The organism is Paenibacillus phytorum, assembly GCF_013141715.1.
GTDB classification, from domain to species: Bacteria; Bacillota; Bacilli; order Paenibacillales; family NBRC-103111; genus Paenibacillus_E; species Paenibacillus_E phytorum.
Genome location: NZ_WHOA01000085.1, coordinates 40,499 through 58,912, shown reverse-complemented (window position 1 = coordinate 58,912; position 18,414 = coordinate 40,499). Strand labels below are relative to the sequence as shown.

General features: G+C 40.7%; 14 protein-coding genes. 12 read left to right on the top strand and 2 right to left on the bottom strand.

Going from position 1 to position 18,414, the window contains the following annotated elements; genetic code table 11:
- Nucleotides 1-17: 17 nt before the first annotated feature.
- Together GC098_RS11005 and GC098_RS11000 are read right to left on the bottom strand one after the other, a co-directional pair.
- On the bottom strand, nt 18-1,517 hold the full coding sequence (locus GC098_RS11005; protein ID WP_171643208.1) for a helix-turn-helix domain-containing protein: 1,500 nt from the start codon (nt 1,515-1,517) through the stop codon (nt 18-20).
- The gene (locus GC098_RS11000; RefSeq protein ID WP_171643207.1) at nt 1,514-3,256 is read right to left on the bottom strand and encodes a cache domain-containing sensor histidine kinase; all 1,743 of its coding nucleotides are present in this window, start codon (nt 3,254-3,256) and stop codon (nt 1,514-1,516) included. Before GC098_RS11000 ends, GC098_RS11005 begins: the two co-directional genes overlap by 4 nt.
- A gap of 173 nt (nt 3,257-3,429) precedes the next feature.
- Between GC098_RS11000 and GC098_RS10995 the strand changes: the two genes are divergently transcribed.
- The 12 genes from GC098_RS10995 (at nt 3,430) to GC098_RS10940 (ending at nt 18,396) form a co-directional block, all read left to right on the top strand.
- Nucleotides 3,430-4,749, top strand: a complete 1,320-nt coding sequence (locus tag GC098_RS10995) for an ABC transporter substrate-binding protein (RefSeq protein ID WP_171643206.1) — start codon at nt 3,430-3,432, stop codon at nt 4,747-4,749.
- 202 nt (nt 4,750-4,951) lie between these two features.
- Complete coding sequence (locus tag GC098_RS10990) at nt 4,952-5,791, top strand: carbohydrate ABC transporter permease (RefSeq protein ID WP_246320903.1); 840 nt, start codon at nt 4,952-4,954, stop codon at nt 5,789-5,791.
- On the top strand, nt 5,788-6,600 hold the full coding sequence (locus GC098_RS10985) for a carbohydrate ABC transporter permease (protein ID WP_171643204.1): 813 nt from the start codon (nt 5,788-5,790) through the stop codon (nt 6,598-6,600). The genes GC098_RS10990 and GC098_RS10985 overlap by 4 nt, the downstream gene beginning before the upstream one ends.
- Before the next feature lie 6 nt (nt 6,601-6,606).
- On the top strand, nt 6,607-7,032 hold the full coding sequence (locus GC098_RS10980; RefSeq protein ID WP_171643203.1) for a carbohydrate-binding protein: 426 nt from the start codon (nt 6,607-6,609) through the stop codon (nt 7,030-7,032).
- A gap of 322 nt (nt 7,033-7,354) precedes the next feature.
- Nucleotides 7,355-8,122, top strand: a complete 768-nt coding sequence (locus GC098_RS10975) for a sugar phosphate isomerase/epimerase family protein (RefSeq protein WP_246358551.1) — start codon at nt 7,355-7,357, stop codon at nt 8,120-8,122.
- A gap of 315 nt (nt 8,123-8,437) precedes the next feature.
- Nucleotides 8,438-10,075 (top strand): response regulator, encoded by a 1,638-nt coding sequence (locus GC098_RS10970; protein WP_246358550.1) that lies wholly within the window; start codon nt 8,438-8,440, stop codon nt 10,073-10,075.
- Entirely contained in the window at nt 10,072-11,868 is a 1,797-nt protein-coding gene (locus GC098_RS10965; RefSeq protein WP_171643201.1) for a sensor histidine kinase, read from the top strand. The genes GC098_RS10970 and GC098_RS10965 overlap by 4 nt, the downstream gene beginning before the upstream one ends.
- Nucleotides 11,858-12,847: a substrate-binding domain-containing protein gene (locus GC098_RS10960; RefSeq protein ID WP_171643200.1), complete on the top strand. Its 990-nt coding sequence runs from the start codon at nt 11,858-11,860 to the stop codon at nt 12,845-12,847. Before GC098_RS10965 ends, GC098_RS10960 begins: the two co-directional genes overlap by 11 nt.
- Before the next feature lie 27 nt (nt 12,848-12,874).
- A complete protein-coding gene (locus GC098_RS10955; protein ID WP_171643199.1) occupies nt 12,875-14,149 on the top strand; it encodes an ABC transporter substrate-binding protein in 1,275 nt (424 codons plus the stop codon).
- A 972-nt stretch (nt 14,150-15,121) separates the two neighbouring features.
- Nucleotides 15,122-16,498, top strand: a complete 1,377-nt coding sequence (locus GC098_RS10950; RefSeq protein ID WP_246320896.1) for an ABC transporter substrate-binding protein — start codon at nt 15,122-15,124, stop codon at nt 16,496-16,498.
- A gap of 112 nt (nt 16,499-16,610) precedes the next feature.
- The gene (locus tag GC098_RS10945; RefSeq protein ID WP_171643309.1) at nt 16,611-17,534 is read left to right on the top strand and encodes a carbohydrate ABC transporter permease; all 924 of its coding nucleotides are present in this window, start codon (nt 16,611-16,613) and stop codon (nt 17,532-17,534) included.
- 13 nt (nt 17,535-17,547) lie between these two features.
- The gene (locus GC098_RS10940; protein ID WP_171643198.1) at nt 17,548-18,396 is read left to right on the top strand and encodes a carbohydrate ABC transporter permease; all 849 of its coding nucleotides are present in this window, start codon (nt 17,548-17,550) and stop codon (nt 18,394-18,396) included.
- Nucleotides 18,397-18,414 lie beyond the last annotated feature (18 nt).

Here is an 18,414-nt window from a genome sequence, read left to right as displayed (position 1 = left end):
TTGTTAAGGTTATATGTTTATTTATCAAGATGCTGCTCTCTAAATTGAGAGGGGGAGGAGCCATGAAATTCCGAAAAGGTTTTGATGAAATGACTACTGCTGTAATAACCCAGTTGGTTAGCTATTTCTTGAATTTTCATGTTCGTCTTTTCTATCAATATCTCCTTGGCTTTATGCATACGAATCTGGGTAATGTACTTCGAAAACGTGACACCAACTCGTTTGCTGAAGAGTGTACTCAAATAATTAGGCGTAATATTGAATTGGGTCGCTAGTTGATGGATGCCGATATCATCCATATAATGCTGCTCAATATGGCGAATGACATGATTAATCAAATCCTGATTGGCCAAGTCTTTATTAGCTGAAGTAGGTAACAACTTCTCGCCGAGTTCCCTGAGTTTTTCTATCCATATTTTCGACTGACTGTTAGGGTCAAAAGCTCTTTTGATGGTCGTATTAAAGAATTCACAGATGGCGTGAATGGTTTTGATCTGATGCAGGGGAATAGAAGTTAATTGTCGCTCCAGGGTGTCTATTTCTTTCTTATAGAATAAGTATTCATTGCTTTGATAATAGCGGACGATCCTTTCAGCAGTTCGGCTAATTTCAACGATAGGCTGATCGTTATTTTGATAGAAATCCAAATCTTTCTTTAACCATACGCCACTATGAGGTAAGACGGCCCTTAGCGGAGCTGCGTTTTGAAGACTTGAAATTTGCCCCATACATGTTTCCAAGTCATCACTAATATCACTTTGCAAAGCAGTTAATGAAAAATAGTCGGTTTTATATTCGATCATCTTGGATTTAATAAAATGGACTAACTCTGAGCGTATACTCATCATAATTGAACGATGCGAAGGATTCCAGGCTGTTATAATCGCATAATCGCCATTGCGTAGCGTAATTTTGGCATACCTGATATCTTTATGATTCATCGTTTTTTTCATATGGGTTTGTATCTCTTTCAACCATGTTTGTATCAGCTGTAGCTTTAAAGATTCAGATAAGGAACTGTCTATACAAATAAGGGTGCCGGAAAACTGATGAGATTGGAATCCTGATAAATCCTGTAATGTTCTGTTGCCCCATACGAAAGAAGAAATTAAAAACTCGAATTCATCATTACCTTTTACCAAATCATGATTATAATCCTCTGAAATCTCCTCTACACACGCTGACAATGATTGTGGGTCAACTGGTTTTAACAGGTAGTTTTTAACGCCTAGTCGAATGGCCTCTTGCGCGTATTTGAAGTCGGATGAACCTGACGAAATGACCCATCTAGTTTGGGGGGACAGCTCTTTCGCTACTCTAATTGCCTCAAGACCATCTATCTTTGGCATACGGATGTCTACGAAAGCGAGCTGAGGCTGATGCAATTGAGACATTTCAATCAATTCTTCGCCATTGCTTGCTTCTCCAACAATATCGAGAGGCATGTCTAGCTCCATCAGCATATTTTTAATTGTCGTTCTAACCCAAGTCTCATCATCGGCAATGATAATTCTCATAAATGTGCTCCTTCTAGTGGAATAGTAATATGAACGGTTGTCCCCACTCCAGGTCTACTCTGAATCATGAAACTAGCATCAGGATAAAGCATTTCTAATCTTGCTTTTACGTTAGAGATTCCAATATGTTGCTTGGTTGATTGAAAGTCACTCATTTCGAATCCGACCCCAGTATCACGTACTTTAATTTGGATGAATTCCTTATCTTCATGGACATAAATAAGAGCCTTAGCTTCAACAAGACCTGGTTTTTCGCTAGGTTCAATGCCATGAATGATCGCATTCTCCACAATCGGTTGAATTAAAAGCTTAGGAATTTGAAAAGAACCTACAAGTTTCTCGTAACCGATATCAATTTGCAGTTTCTCGTTGAACCGGAGTTTTTGAAGCAAGGCATATCCCTGCAAAATTTGAAACTCTTGTTCAATTGTCGTGGTTTGATTATTGGCAAGAATATAGCGGAGCATACCGCTCAAGGCAAATATGGCATCTTCAAGTTTTCGCTTTTCACCTAGTTGATTCAAACCAATAAATCCTGTCAATACATTGTAAAGAAAATGAGGTTGAATTTGTGATTGAAGGGCTTGATATTCAGCTTCTTTTAAGGAAAGGGCCGTTTTATATTCGCGGTTAATCATATCATTCAATTGAGAAATCATCTTGTTTAAGGATTGTCCAAGCTGTGAAATCTCATCCTTTCCGATAGAGGTAAAACGTGCTTGTAAGTTTCCTGTCCGGACTTCTTTCATGACGCCATTCATTTGTTTAAATGGTGTTACGATCCATCTGGTTAAATACATAAAAAGAATGAAAGTGACCAAGATACCACCGGCCGAGACAATGATAGCAACAGTGGAAATCCATTGTATTTTAGAATTCATTTCTGACTCAGAAAGAAGCACGACAATATTCCAATTCGCAGATTTTAGGTTTTTGGAAAGGGTTACGTATTTTTGGTCACCGATTGTAATCTTGCTGCTTTTGTTAGAGAGTTGAGTCACCAAAGTGTCAGGCACTTCTTTATTGGAATAAAGCAGTTGATTGTCCTCATCCATAATCACAATCATAGAATTCATACTAAATGAAATATCTTCCGTTATTTTGCTCAGTGCCCCATAATCTGCATCTGCTATGATAACAGCAATAGGTTCTTTGGAATCGGGATCTTTGATCATACGAGCTACTGAGAATACGCGAGTGTTATTCGTTCCGGATAAGTAGTCTTGTTTATGGGATCCTACAAAAGCTGCATTACCATTGGCTAGAAGTGCCTTCTGGAACCAATTTTGCTCCTGAAAGGGAAAGTCCTGCACAAGATTATTCGCATCAAACCTACTACTCAAATATCCTTTTCCATCTTTGGTCACAATAACTGTGTTTAGGATCTCTTTTCTTGTATTGATCAAATAACTGGGCAAGGCCCCATTAAGAGCACGATAAGTTCTTAGTTTGGTATAATCGTCTAAGCTCGAATTGGACTGGTATGCGGTAATTTTGAGAGCTTGTATAAGTTCATCGTTATAATAAGGTAATAAGGTCAGACGATCCAAGTCATCCAAATATGTTTCTAAGTTTCTGGATAAGGAATTCATGGCGCCGGAGGTTACATGCTGCGTTTCTTCACTAATCAAGCTTTTGAAATAATAAGGTAGAATTATCGCTAGAGTAAGAAAAGGCAAAATAATGGTTGCCGTAAAAATAATCATTAATTTATTGCGAAGAGATAGGCTGATTGTCATGAAAGCGCCTCCTATGAGACAAGCATATAGTTAGGGGGCTGACGTGTCAATCCATGTTGAACTGTGTAGAAAATCGCAATCAGAGTGTAGATATCCATCATTGAAAACGGTTTTACTCATGTTAGGATATGAATGTAAGCAGTTACAAAACATATCTGAGGGGGAAGACAAAGATGAAAAGTGTAAAATGGCAAGCCACATTGTGCATATTAATCGCAACTACAGGAATTTTGTCCGCTTGTGGCTCAAACAAACAGGCAGCCGATATCAAACCTGCTGCTACAACGGAAACAAAGCAAGAGGATAAGAAGGATTCAGCTAAGCCAGTAACGATTAGTGTAGCAACAAACGTGGTTGGTGAACAAGCCAAAGTCCTTCAAACCATCGCTGATAATTTTACGAAAGAGAATCCAACCATCAAGGTTGAATTCAGTGCTCCAGGTAAAGATTACGAAAACATGATGAAAGTAAAAATGGCAAGTAATGATCTACCGGATGTTTTCTCTACACATGGTTGGGCCAAAATCAGATATGGACAGTATTTGGCTGATTTGAAAGATCAAGCTTGGGTAGGAGCTCTGGATGATGCTATTAAACCTGCTGTAACTGACGACAAAGGTAAAGTATACGTTTTGCCAATGGATCAAGATAAATCAGGAATTGCTTACAATGTGGATGTATTAGAAAAATACAACATTGCAGTTCCTAAAACGTATGATCAAATGATGCAAGCGGCAGAAACAATTAAAACCAAAAGTGGTGGTACAGTAGCGCCTTTCCATATGGGTGGTTCAGATAACTGGCCAGTGGGACAGTATTTTGACTATTTTGCTACTCCGCTTTATGCAAGTGCCGCTACAAACAATTCTGCCCAGCTGCTAGATGGTACTTTTGATTGGAATAACTGGGATAAATTCGCCAATATGTTTGCTGATCTATACAAAAAAGGTTACTTAAACAAAGATGTCTTAACGGCTAAGTACAATGATGATGCGAAAGCATTAGCAGAAGGAAAAACGGCCTTTCTTTTCTACGGAGCTTATGTGATTGAAGAAGCAAAGAAAGTGAATCCAAAGTTGAATGCTGGTTTCATGCCAATTCCATCTATCGTTGAAGGTGACAGCCCTACCTTTGTCGGCGGGGAAAAAACAACATGGGGAGTCTCCAAAGATTCCAAAAACATAGAAGCAGCCAAAAAGTTTGTCGCTTACTACGCAAAACCTGAGAATGCTCAATTGGTGGCTGTTTCCAATGCGTTGCCTTCAGGAATCAAAGGTGCCAAAGTGGATGCCGGCGATTTAAGCAAATACTATGAGCAGTATAAAGATGTGCGTGTACTTCCATATTTTGACCGTGTATTTTTACCGAATGGCATGTGGGATGTTATGTGTAAAAATGGTCAAGATATCATTGCTGGCGGAATTACAGCTAAGCAATTCTCTGAAAATATGAAAAAAGAATACACTCGTTTAAGAGCAACAGTTACAAAGTAAAGATAAATAGATGGAAATAGAATAGCCCCTACGTGCATTTATGTTTATGGGCTATTCTTGTTCCGCCTCGCAATGGTTTAGGAAGGAGAGAGAAAAATTGAATACTGTAGATACGAAAGCGATACAAAATAAAAATCGCGTAGAAATACATAAATCTAGTTGGATTAAGAAGCTGCTTTTGTCTCCAAATGCGTTAAACATCATGTACTTACCTGCTTTGCTTTTGTTTGGTTTATTTATTTTTTATCCATTGGTCAAAGGAATTAGAATCTCTTTTACGGATTGGGATGGCTACTCACCAACGTTTAACTGGATAGGTTGGGATAAATATACCCAGATGTTCACGGATAAAAAAATATTCATAACGATGAAGAATACGCTTATATATGGGCTTGGAAGCACACTGTTTCAAAACCTGTTAGGGCTTGCATACGCCTTGTTCCTGGATCAGAAAATACGTGGAAAAGGTTTGGTCAGAACCATTGTTTATCTGCCAGTTATTATTAGTCCGTTGATTATGGGTTACATTTGGTATTTCTTTTTTCAATATGATGGTGGAGCGATTAACGATATTAGGATCCTGTTTCATCAAGCTCCCACCGATTGGCTCGCTAATGGCCCTGTGGCTGTAGGGATTATTACTTTTGTTAACACCTATCAGTTTATGGGAGTAGCGATGATTATTTACTTGGCAGGCTTGCAATCGATACCCAAAGATTACTATGAAGCTGCTTCAATCGATGGCGCCAGATGGTTTGCACGTTTCCAAAATGTAACCTTACCGTTATTGATGCCGTCGATTACGATTAATGTTGTCGTCAATATCATTGGTGGTTTGAAGCTATTTGACGTTATTGTGGCGCTGACCAACGGGGGGCCTGGCTATGCGTCTCAATCATTATCTACGATGATGTACAACTTGTACTTTGCACGACAAGACGCCGGATATGCAGCTGCTCTGGGTAATGTGATGTTTATACTCATTGGTATTGTCAGCTTGACCTTATTGAGAATGCTACGTAAAAAGGAAGTGAGCATGTGAGTAAGAACATTTTGAAGTATTTCATCATCGGGCTCATCTCGATTGTTCATATTGTTCCTTTTTATATTTTAATAAACTTATCATTTAAGGGTGCAAGCGATGTAAGTTCCAAGTGGCTTCCAGCTACTTCATTAAGTCTTAGTAACTTTGTGGACGTTTGGAAGCAAGCGCACTTAGGCAAAGCGATTCTGAACAATATAATCATCACAGCTATCGTTCTTGTGCTAGTTATTCTAATTGGTTCGATTGCTTCCTATCCGCTGGCTAGACATAGAACCAAATGGAACAATTTTATTTACACCGTCTGCATATCATGCTTAATTATCCCTGCACTTACGATTCTAGTACCTCTGTATAAATTGATTGTGGATATTGGAGGTATTAATACGTACTGGGCGATCTCGTTAGCACAAGTAACGTTTGCTCTTCCAATGACCATTTTTCTCTACACTGGCTTTATAAGCACAATTCCAAAGGAATTGGATGAAGCAGGCGTCATTGACGGTTGCAATCAGTACGCTATTTTCTTTCGTCTAATTTTGCCATTATTAAAACCTATCACTGCGACTATTGTTATATTAATTGGTGTCCAAGTTTGGAATGATTATCAATTTTCCTTATTTTTTCTGCAAAAAAGAGAGTTTCAAACGGTTCCCGTTGTTCTATCCATGTTTATTTCACAGTTCCAAAGTAATATTAATTGGGTAGCAGCCGGATGTTTGATGGGGATGTTGCCAATTACAGTTGTTTATCTGTTTCTTCAAAAGTTTTTTGTAAAAGGTATGGCGGATGGAGCCATTAAAGGATAGGTGCTTGTGTTAGATGCATTCATGGAGGAAGAACATGCAGGAAAACAAACAAAGATGGACCCTTGGTGTATATTTACGGAAGGTTTATTCGGTATTAAGCCAACTGGATTAAGCGGCGGAATTTCTCACACTGGCTCGCAAAGGGCATGGCTTGACGGAGGAACCGCTAAAAAAGTAAGTCAGATGATTAGTGTACCTATAGCCGGAACATATACTCTTTCTGGTTGGGTGGCATCTATATCTACAGGCGGCGTGTTTGGGATAAAGGTTAATAATGCGGTAATTGCTAGTGTAAATATTCCTAATAATACAACTTATAACCTACAAACGATGTCCAATATATCGTTAAATGTAGGTGATAGTGTAGAAGTATATGTTACAGGTGCAACTACAAATTGGGTAAACTTTGATGACGTTACTTTATCAAAATGAAATAACTAATGTATTATTTGATCACACAAATTGTGGTATTTCTTAAATGGAATCTTATTTTGCTAAACCTAAGCGACGTCAATACTAAGCTGAAACCCTTTGATTTAACACGGGGGTTCAGCTTGTTTTTATGATTAGCGAAGTATCCCATCTCGTTGGAGCATGGAATGTAACATACCGTAGGCAAAGCCTTGGGTTTGCGGCTCTGCGCAACAATTGCGACTTGTAGGCGACAAGGATTGAATCGTATATTGCAAATATCAAATTCTAAGCAGGCCGCAACAAGAGGTTGTTTCAATATTCTATGAAAGCGAGTGACAAAATGAAAACAGCAGCACAGCTTTATACAATAAGGGATTTTCTAAAAACACCCGAGGATATTTCTATCAGTCTGAAAAAGATTAAACAAATCGGATATCACGCCATTCAAGTTTCAGGAATAGGTCCTATCGGTAATAAGGAATTGAAAGAAATTGCAGACCGGGAGCAACTGACGATCTGTGCGACCCATATTCCATATGCGGATTTAACCAATAACTTGGATGCTGTTATTGAGAAGCATAAGATTTGGGATTGTAAATATGTAGGATTAGGAGGTATGCCGCCGGGAAATCGCAGCAGCAAAGAAGGATATATAACTTTCGCCAAAGAAGCATCGGACATTGGAAGAAAATTAAAACAGGCAGGATTACAATTCTTTTATCATAACCATTCTTTTGAGTTCGCGAAATTCGATGGGAAAACCGGGCTAGAAATCCTCATGGAGGAGACTGACCCAGAAGACTTTGAATTCTTACTTGATCTCTACTGGGTACAATCTGGAGGAGCAGATCCAATAGAATGGATAAACAAACTGAAAGGAAGAATGAAACTCGTACATTTGAAAGATTTTGCAGTAATGAGTGATATGGAGCAGCGATTTGCCGAGATTGGTGAAGGTAATATGAATTACTCCCGGATTTTGGAGGCTTGTAAACAAGTTGGTGTTGAATGGGCGCCGGTTGAACAAGACGACTGTTATGGTCGAGATCCATTTGACTGCTTGGCGACGAGCTTCAATTATTTGAAGAAACTTGGTTTGGATGTTTAATTTTTAAGGTAGGGCAGCTTGCCGCTGAGCGGTAAGTTGCTTCCTTTATGTGTTGTAATTAATTCGAAAGCATCAATAGATAGGCGTTCACTCTATTTGGAGAACGCTTATTATTTTTGTTGTATGGAGGAGGCCTTAGGCGTTATGTACATGGAAGCAAGTCAACCCGGGTATTTAGCTAGGCGTTCAGAATCGAAAAAAATGTATAAAATAGTACAAAATAAACTTCTTCCCGATGAGAGTAAAGACTTGTATAATATTAGAAAACAAAACTTGGGAATTTTTGAAAGCGTTCTCCTTCGATAAGCCGAATTAATGGAGGTGTACACACTGTATAGAATTGTGATCGTCGATGATGAAGCTGAAGTGAGAGAAGGAATAAAGGAGAGTATAGAGTGGGATAGGCACGGTTTTGAATGTATTGGAGACTATCGGAATGGCAAAGAAGCTTTGGAAGCCATTTCAGAACTCAAGCCAGACCTCGTCTTGTCTGATATTTGTATGCCATTTATGGACGGAATTGAATTGACTAGACAAATTCATTTGAATTATCCCTATATCAAGGTGATCATCCTTACCGGTCATGATGAGTTTGACTACGCCCAGAAGGCACTGCGCTTGAAAGTACACGATTTTATCGTAAAGCCTATTACGGCAAACGAACTTCGCAGTCTGCTTGACAAAGTGAAAATAGAGATGGATAAGGAAGCGGAAAATCGCGAAAATCTCTCTCACCTTAAAATGCAACTTCATCAAAGCTTACCTTTATTAAGAGAACGCTTTCTTGAACAGTTAATCAACGGGACATTAAGAGATTTAAAGATCCAAGAAAGGTTTGAATATTTCAGCCTTCCTCTGATATCTCCACCTTATCTTGTCGTAGCGATTGACATTGACGACTTAGACGAAATAAAAAAAGAAAGATGGCAAAACGATCCTGAGCTTTTCCGATACGCGGCCTTTAATATTGTTCAAGAAGTTATGGAGGGTAAAGATGTAATCGTCTTTCGAACGAGGGAAGAACGAATTATCGTTATTTTTTCCGGGGAGGCGGAAGAAGGACTCAATGAAACTGCGATCAACTTATCTGAAGTGATTCGCTTCTGCATAGAGAAATATTTGAAATTTACAGTAACGGTTGGTGTCGGTAAGCTGTGCAGCACCTTAAACGAGCTCCCTTTTTCTTACAAAGGGGCAATCTCCGCACTGGATTACCGTTTTTTGCATGGTAAAAATAGGGTCATCAGCATCCTGGATATGGAAGGTGCAAATAAACCCGCGCAGCAGCTGGATATCGAATGGAACCGCAGGTTTTCTACGCTGATAAAGACGGGGACGTTCGAGGAAGCCCAAATTCTAATTGGGCAATTAATCAGCAAACTAAAGGATTCCTTGATGTCATTGGGAGCCTGTTATTTACAAATTCAAGCGATTATTATTGCTATTATGACTATGATTCACGAGTTGGTTGGAGATGACAGTGCTCATTTTAAAGGACATGAAATCCTACTAGAAGATATCAATCGGTTCAAAACTCTGGATGAAATTGAAACATGGCTCAACACGATTTGTAAAGAAGCAATTTCATATATTTCAGAGCAAAGAAACGATCAAACGAAAATGCAAGTTCTGAGCGTGATTGCCTATATCGAGAAGCATTATTCTGACGAGAACCTTACGGTCGATGACCTCTGCCGCCATGTACATTTGAGTAAAAGCTACTTCAGTACTGTATTTAAGCAGCATAAGGAACAAACGATTATGGAATATGTAACTCGAGTTAGGATTGAAAAAGCCAAAGATTTGCTGCAGCATACCCCAATGAAATCCTATGAAGTTGCGTCAAAAGTAGGCTATGGCGATCCCCAATACTTTAGTGTGCTGTTTAAAAAAAATACGGGGACAACCCCTACCGAATATCGAGAAAAGTTGTTGAGGGAGAAAATTCAATGAGAAAAGAAAGGGATGTCGGGTTGTTTCTTTTCAAATTTAGAAGCATCCAATCCAGTATTTCTGTCGTCTTTTCTTGCTTAATCTTATTTTTAATCGTAATCACGAGCTATATCTCCTATCGTCTCTCGGCTGACGCGGTAGAAACGAATTCCAAACATTACATATCTGAAATTATCCAACAGATTAATATCAACATCCAATCCTACATAACCAATATGGAAGATATCTCTATGCTGGCATCAACGAACAAAGACGTGAAATATTACATTACGGAGACGAGCTTCATAAACGATGAGGAACGTAGGCCGTATGAGAAAAGAATATCCGATTTATTTCAATCGATATTAATTACCCGCAAAGATATTGCCTCGATCATGGTTTTTGGGTATAACAACCGATTTGTCTCAGACCGCAGAATTACAAGTTTGAACATAAACGCAAATATTGAGGAACAGCCTTGGTTCAAAAATGCGAAGGCAGAAGGTGGTAAATCCGTCATTTCTGCCCCGCACGTCCAAAATATTATCCAGAATGAGTACCGCTGGGTCGTTTCATTGAGTCGGGAGCTGAAGAGTGCAGACGGCATAACAGGAGAAGGCATTTTCTTGGTTGATTTGAATTTGAGTGTCATCAATGAAATTTGTAATCACATTAACCTGGGAAAAAGAGGATATGTATTCATCGTCGACAAGGATGGAAGCATCGTTTATCACCCTCAGCAGAAGCTTATTAACAGCAATCTAAAGACGGAGATGATCGATAAGGTCAAACAATCCAGCAGTGGCAGCTTCATAACGGGAGAAGGAAACAAAAAACGGATTTACACGATCCAAGAGACTCATTTCGGATGGAAAATCGTCGGCGTCGCCTATGCAAGCGAGCTGATCGCCAACCAATATCAAATCAATTTGTCTTATTTTTTATGGACGATTTTAGCTTTAGTGATCGCTTTGTACCTCTCCTTTTTCATCTCCCGCCACCTTTCGCGACCCATCAAGATGCTGCAAAGCAACATGAAACAAGTGGAAAAAGGAGACTTCAGCATCCGATCGGAATTTCGGAGCAAGAATGAAATTGGACAATTGAGTCATACCTTCAATATCATGGTGGGTCGAATCAGAGATTTAATGAATCAAATTATTCAGAATGAGGAAAGCAAACGAAAGAGCGAAATGAAGCTGCTTGAAGCACAGATCAATCCCCATTTTTTGTACAATACCTTGGATTCGATTATTTGGATGGCGGAACGTAAAAAGCACGATGAAGTTGTTCTGATGACTTCTTCTTTAGCCAAGCTGTTTCGCTCAATTATTAATAAAAATAATGAAACGGTCCCCGTGCGAGTTGAAATTGAACATATTACCAACTATCTGTTGATTCAAACGATGAGATACAAGGATAAGCTTGACTTTCAGATCGATGTTGATCCCAGTATACTTGAAGTTCATATTCCCAAAATTATTTTACAGCCTATTGTTGAAAATGCGATCTATCATGGTATCAAAAATAAGTTGGAGTCTGGCTTAGTTAAAATAACTGGGAAAGCAGACGGGGATACCATTGTATTTGTCGTTGCGGATGATGGAGTAGGCATGGAACAGGAAAAGCTGGACCAAATTTTGAAGTTGAAAGAGGGTATTATCAGGGGGATTGGGGTCAGCAATGTGAATGAGCGAATTAAATTGTTCGGAAATGAGTTTGGTCTTACCTTTGAGAGCGAAAAGTGGGAAGGTACTAAGGTTACGATCGTACTACCCAAATGTGTCCAGAAAGGAGTTATAGATGGCACATAAGAAGCCTGTTTTTTTGGCCGTACTTCTCGTTATTGTGATCGGATTTTTAGTGGTATACAGCGTGGAGATGCTGCGAATTACGAAGCAAAGAAAGTTTGAGATCGCTGTCGTGTTGAAATCGAACAATATTCGCTCAGACTATTGGCAGATGGTTAGTACAGGTGTAAAGGCAGCAGCAAAGGAATTCGATGTAAATATCGACATTACGGGACCGTTATCGGAATCGGATACAGCTGGACAAATTCGCAACGTGGACGAGGCTCTTGAGAAAAAGCCCGACGCTATCATCCTCGCAGCAACAGATTACGATCGGCTTACACCTGCCGCCCAAAAAATAAAGGAGTCCGGCACTAGGCTGATCCTGATCGATTCACCCATCCATACCCATGTAGAGGCAAGCCTTATTGCAACCGACAATACGGAAGCGGGGAGAAAAGCCGGAATGATATTGGCCGGAAGGCGGAACGGCAAATTATATAAAGTAATGACGCTAAGCAGCGGCACAGGATCGATAGCTGAAAAGGAACGTAAGGACGGATTTAAGGAAGCAGTTGCTGATTCTCCAGGAATTGAATATGCAGGTAATTACGAGTTTAATGGGACAGAGGATGCAGCGTATGACCTGGTGAAGAATCTGCTGTCCATGTATCCGGACATTCAAGGCATTGCCGGTTTGAATGAATCGGCTACTTTAGGGGCAGCCAGGGCTGTTAAAGAGAAACAATGGATAGATAAAGTCAAGATTGTCGGTTTCGACAGTTCCATTTACCAGATCAAACTTTTGGAGGAAGGCATCATACAGGCGACAGTTGTGCAAAAGCCGTTCAATATGGGTTATTTGTCCGTTGAAACGGCGGTACAGGCCCTAAACGGGATCAAAGTGAACCCAAAGGTGAATATAGATGCCATTGTCATTACGAAAGAAAACATGTATACCCAGGAAAATCAAGAGCTTCTATTCCCTTTGGTGGAAAAGTAGCGGTGTGACGGAAGGGTGGATCAATTAATGAGCCAATTACATAAAAGAAAAATGGGTTCTTTGCTCGTACTCCTTCAATTTACGACAATGCTGCTCACCGGATGCATGTGGGGGGACGCTCATCATCCAGTTTCGACCGATACCGACGCTAAAGCGTCTATTATGTTTGTGGCTCCTGAGTATAGCGCGTCTACTAGACCCTATTTTGAAAACTTAGTGAAAGAGTTCGAGAAGAAGTACCCTAACATAAAGGTCGAACTCCAAGTGATTAACTGGGACATATTAGATAGTGCTTACAATACCATGATCAGCCGCAATCAACCTCCAGATTTGCTGCTCACGAACATATACGCGCATTTCGCTAAGGATGGACTGTTGAATCGTATGGAGGACCTTCTTTCTCCCGAATTGAAGGATAAATTTTACCCTTATCTTATGGATAGCAGTAAAATGCTTGGCACTCAATATACGGTTCCCTATGTAACGACGATCCGGGAATTGTATTATAACAAAGATATTTTCAATGAAGTTGGTCTTACAGAACCGCCAAAAACATGGAGAGATCTAGAGGAAGATGCACGCAAAATCAAAGATATGAAACAAGTGGACGGTTTCGGTGTCGATTTGACGGATAATGAAATTTGGGCTTATCTCTCCTATTTTTTCTACGGAGCCGGAGGAGGCTGGATGAAGGATGGCGAGTGGGTTATCAATTCTCCTGAAAATGTGGAAGGTATAACGTTTCTAAGAAACCTTTATGAAAAGGGTTTAACGGACCCAGAGCCAGCAATCACGACGCGCGACGAAAAACAGCGAATTCTAGGAAACGGCAAATTGGGGATGCTCATTTCCGGCAATTATTTTGAGGCGGTCGTACCGCAGGAATTCCCAGGGTTAAAATGGGCGAAAGGACCGATTCCGGTAAAAGAGGGACAGACTCCTCTGGTACTAGGTGTGCAGGACGTTTGGATGTCATTCAAAACTGATCATACCAACAAGGAAGCGTTGTCTAAATTTCTCGATTTTATTTACGAAGATGCACGTTATGAAGAGTTTGTCCTTAGGGAAGGATTTCTTCCTACAATTCGTACGGTAGGCGATAAATTGGCGGCTACTGATACATTCATGAAACAAAATCTCAACTCTATCCAAAGCGCGAGGTTTTACCCGATTAATAATCCAGCGTGGTCTGCCGTTCTTAACGCGACCAGAAATATGGGGCAAACCGTTTTGCTCGGCCAGATGACACCCAAACAAGCACTCGATCGGCTGCAGCAAATCGCACTCGACAAAAGTCACTAATCCATGTAAGAACGAAGGGGCTTGTCCTGCAATTCATTTTTGGATTTTTGAACCCCCACCCTGACATGAATTTTCCTATCAAAAAACGTCTCCATCCCCATTTGCGTAGTGGTTTTGGAGGCGTTTTTGCATGTTTTTTGGGACTCGTTCATTCACTGATACCCTTTTGGGACAGCTCCTTTCATTATTTGTTTTGGGTTTGGGGGAAGCGAAGCATACCCCTTATTTATTAGGCCGTAGCGGAAACGGATGTATTCATCGCAGAAGTGTGGGAATGGTGCTATAGCGAAGTGAGAGCTCGAAATGCACTTTTCAGATGCTCTAAGTAAAGTAGCATATTGAATCCTGAGAAGGCAGAAAGGGGCGTCTCAGAGGCCTGAACTGAGCGAAAGTGTCCTGAGACGCCTGAAAAGGACCTCTCAGCTGCTGAGAGAAGGCAAGTTAGCGGGTTTTGCGTCCTGAGAAGTCTGAAAAGGCTGTCTCGGAGGCCCGAATGCAGCGGAAGTGTCCTGAGACGTCTGAAAAAGACCTCTCAACTGCTGAGTGAAGGCGAGTTAGCGGGTTTTGCGTCCTGAGAAGTCTGAAAAGGCTGTCTCGGAGGCCTGAACTGAGCGAAAGTGTCCTGAGACGCCTGAAAAGGACCTCTCAGCTGCTGAGAGAAGGCAAGTTAGCGGGTTTAGCGTCCTGAGACGCCTGAAAAAGACCTCTCAACTGCTGTTTGCTTATATGCTGCTGCATCAATATTTTAAGAAGTGGAGATCACATTGCATGGGCTTAATTTGTATAAGCTTAGAGGTGATCGTTCTCCAAATGACAAAAGACAGTACATTTTTAACTATTTACAGTACTAATTTCAATGGTTGTATACCGGGAAAATCAATATGATAAAGGTGCACGAACCAATAGACAATTGTTCGAAGTGGATGCTTCCGAAACAGGTATGCTCCGCAAAATTCTAGGGAGGTCGTTTCAATGATTAATTCAAAAAAAGCAATGGCATGGAGTATGGTTTTGTCGACTGTTTTTCTTACACTAACGGGTTGCGGAAGTAACAATGCGGGTACGAAGCCCGCTGAAAGTGTAAAACCGGTCGAAAGCACCAAACCGGCTGCTAGCGCAAAGCCAGAGGGAACAAAGCTTGCTGGAGACTTTGAGATCCAGTATTTTGTAGGTGGGTATGGTGACGCGTGGTGGAAACAAGCCATTGGCGATTTCCAGAAGATGAACCCGGACCTTAAGATCAAAGAATCCGCTGGAGCGAAAATTAATGATCAAATGAAACCGCGCTGGATTCAAGGGAACCCGCCAGATTTTGTTTACATCGATGGAGCCGGCTCCAATACAAGACAAATGGTAACCGATGACCAACTTATGGATATTACAGACTGGTTGAAGGATGCGAAGAACGTAGATGGGAAGAAAATTCTCGATCTCCTGATCGCTCAGCCTGAGGAATATAAGCCAGGAAAAGCATTTGCCGTTCCGTTAGTCTTCGGTTCTTGGGGGACGTTCTACGATAAAGCGTTATTCAAGAATAAAGGCTGGCAAGCGCCTGCCGACTTCGAAAGCTTCATGGCTTTAGGAGAAAAAATTAAAGCTGATGGCCAGATGAGTGATTACATCCATACGGGGGTTTATCCGTACTACATCAACGGGGGCTTATTAGACCCAACGATTATTGCAATGAACAACTATGATACATCCATCTTTAAGAAAATTAACTCCCTCGAAAAAGGTGTTTGGAAAAGCGAACCCGTTATGAAATCACTTGCTAAAATTGTGGGAATGAGAGATAAAGGCCTCATCGACAAAGGGTCACCGGCTCTGAATCACACGGATTCCCAATCCCAATGGCTGCAACACAAAGCGGCTTTCATACCGACTGGCATTTGGGTTGAGAGTGAAATGGCGAAGGACATTCCAGCAGGATTTGAATTTGGATTCTTACCTTCCATTGGTCAAGACAAAGGTGGTAAATTCGTAGCGAATCCATACACCTCTACTGTAGGAATAGCGAAGAAAGCGAAAAACCCTGAAGCGGCCAAAGCGTTCATGCAATTTATTTTCACAGAAAAGCAAAGTAAGGCATGGGCAGAGCTTTCCAAAGCCCCTTCGAACATCAAGGCGGATCTCGAAGGAACGAATGCACCGGCTCTAACGAAAGAGGCAGCCAAATTCTATAATTCACCGAATACCGTTGTTGCGCCTGAAATCGTTATTCCAGAGGAACTAGTAACAGCGAGAAACAACGCAACTGTTGCTCTTACCAAAGGTGAAATTACACCGCAGCAGTGGGCAGATCGCATGGAAGAAGCGACTGATAAAATTCGCTCCAAAGAAAAGAAATAAGCCATATTAAGGATTTGAATGATAATGAGGGAGATCATAAGAGTCCCTTATTATCATTCAGAAATTTAGATTGGAGGAAAGTATGAAAGAGAGCAAGACAGCCGTTACTGGCATGATCGATCAGAAAAAAAGTGTTAGAACCGGCACAGCGAAGATGAAGCGTAATATCTTCATTCTTTCCTTTACCCTTCCAACCTTGCTTCTTTATCTCGTATTTACCGTTTACCCGATGTTTAAAGGTATTTATCTTAGTTTGTTTGATTGGTCGGGCGGCTCTGAAACCTATAACTTTATCGGTCTTGGAAATTTCAATGAGATGATGCATGACAGTGTGATCATGAAGACAATTCGAAACGATTACATTCTTGTCTTCGGCAAAGTCATTGGTTTTATGGTCCTGTCCATGTTCTTCGCGGTAGCGTTAACCCGTTTCAACATCAAAGGCGCGGGTATTTATCGGATCATTTTCTTTATACCTAATGTGCTTTCTGTTGTTGTGGTCGGCGTCCTATGGCGTTATGTGTATAATCCAAACCTTGGATTTTTGAATTCCTTTATTTCTTTATTTACAGATAAAAAGTACGATTTCGCTTGGTTAGGCGATAAATGGTCGATATTTGCGCTCTTGCCACCCTCTATATGGGCAGGTATAGGCTTTACGATCATATTGCTGGTTGCCGGTATTCTTAGTATCCCATCGTCGTTATTTGAATCAGCTGACATTGATGGGGCGTCACAATGGCATCAGTTTTGGCTGATTACCCTTCCCTTGTCGTGGGAACAAATCAAGACATCCGTTCTATGGATCGTCATGACGACACTTAATGGATCATTCGTCATCGTCACGATTATGACCTTTGAAGGCGGAGTAGATAACGCCACACAGGTTATGGGCTCCTATTTGTATTTGAATGCATTCAAATTCGGTAAATTCAGTTATGCGTCAGCGATTGGCGTCCTCATTTTGGTTCTCTCATTAATAACCACAGCAACCCTTCAGAGGCTGATGAAGAGAGAAACCATTGAATTAACGTAGAGGAGTTATTCTTATGGGTCAAGGTGTAGTCAATCCTGTATTTCGGTTGTTTTTCAAATTTTGTCTTATTGTTTGGTCGCTATGTATTCTTTATCCGCTGCTTTGGACAGTCTTTAGCTCATTAAAAGATAATCAGCAGTTTTTCTTAGGCAAACCGTGGGATCTGCCGAAGCTCCCTTTGCTTTGGTCCAATTTTTCATTTGTGTGGGAAAAATATAACTTTGGTCAAAATTTTATGAATTCTCTTTTGGTGACAATAGTAAGCACAGTATTTGGCGTGCTCTTATCGGCTACGACGGCCTATGTGATTGCCCGATTTACGTTTAGAGGAAATGGATTGCTTTATTATTCATATCTTTCCTACATGATGATTCCAACATTTCTTGGCATCATCCCCTTATTCTTTTTGCTGAATGATCTTCATCTAACTAACAATTTGTTCGGCCTAATTTTAGTTTACATGGTAACGGCAGTGCCCTTTGCCGTTTTCGTCTTAGTCAGTTTTTTCAAATCACTGCCAAGTGAACTAGAAGAAGCGGCTTCTATTGATGGTGCTTCCCATTACGGGATTTTTTTCCGGATCATGCTTCCACTCGCTAAGCCGGGATTGATGTCTGTGGCTATTATTACTGTGCTGAATATATGGAATGAATACGTTTTTGCACTTGTGCTTATTAATGATCCAACGAAATATACGATACCGGTAGCCATTGCGGTCATGCAAGGTGAAATGCAGTACAGGACAGAATGGGGACCTCTTTTCGCAGCCCTGATCATTTCTATGGGTCCGACGATTATTTTTTATAGCATTTTCCAAAAACAAATTACAGGAGGGATTACGGCTGGGGCATTAAAGGGTTAAGAACCCCTCGGTAGATTG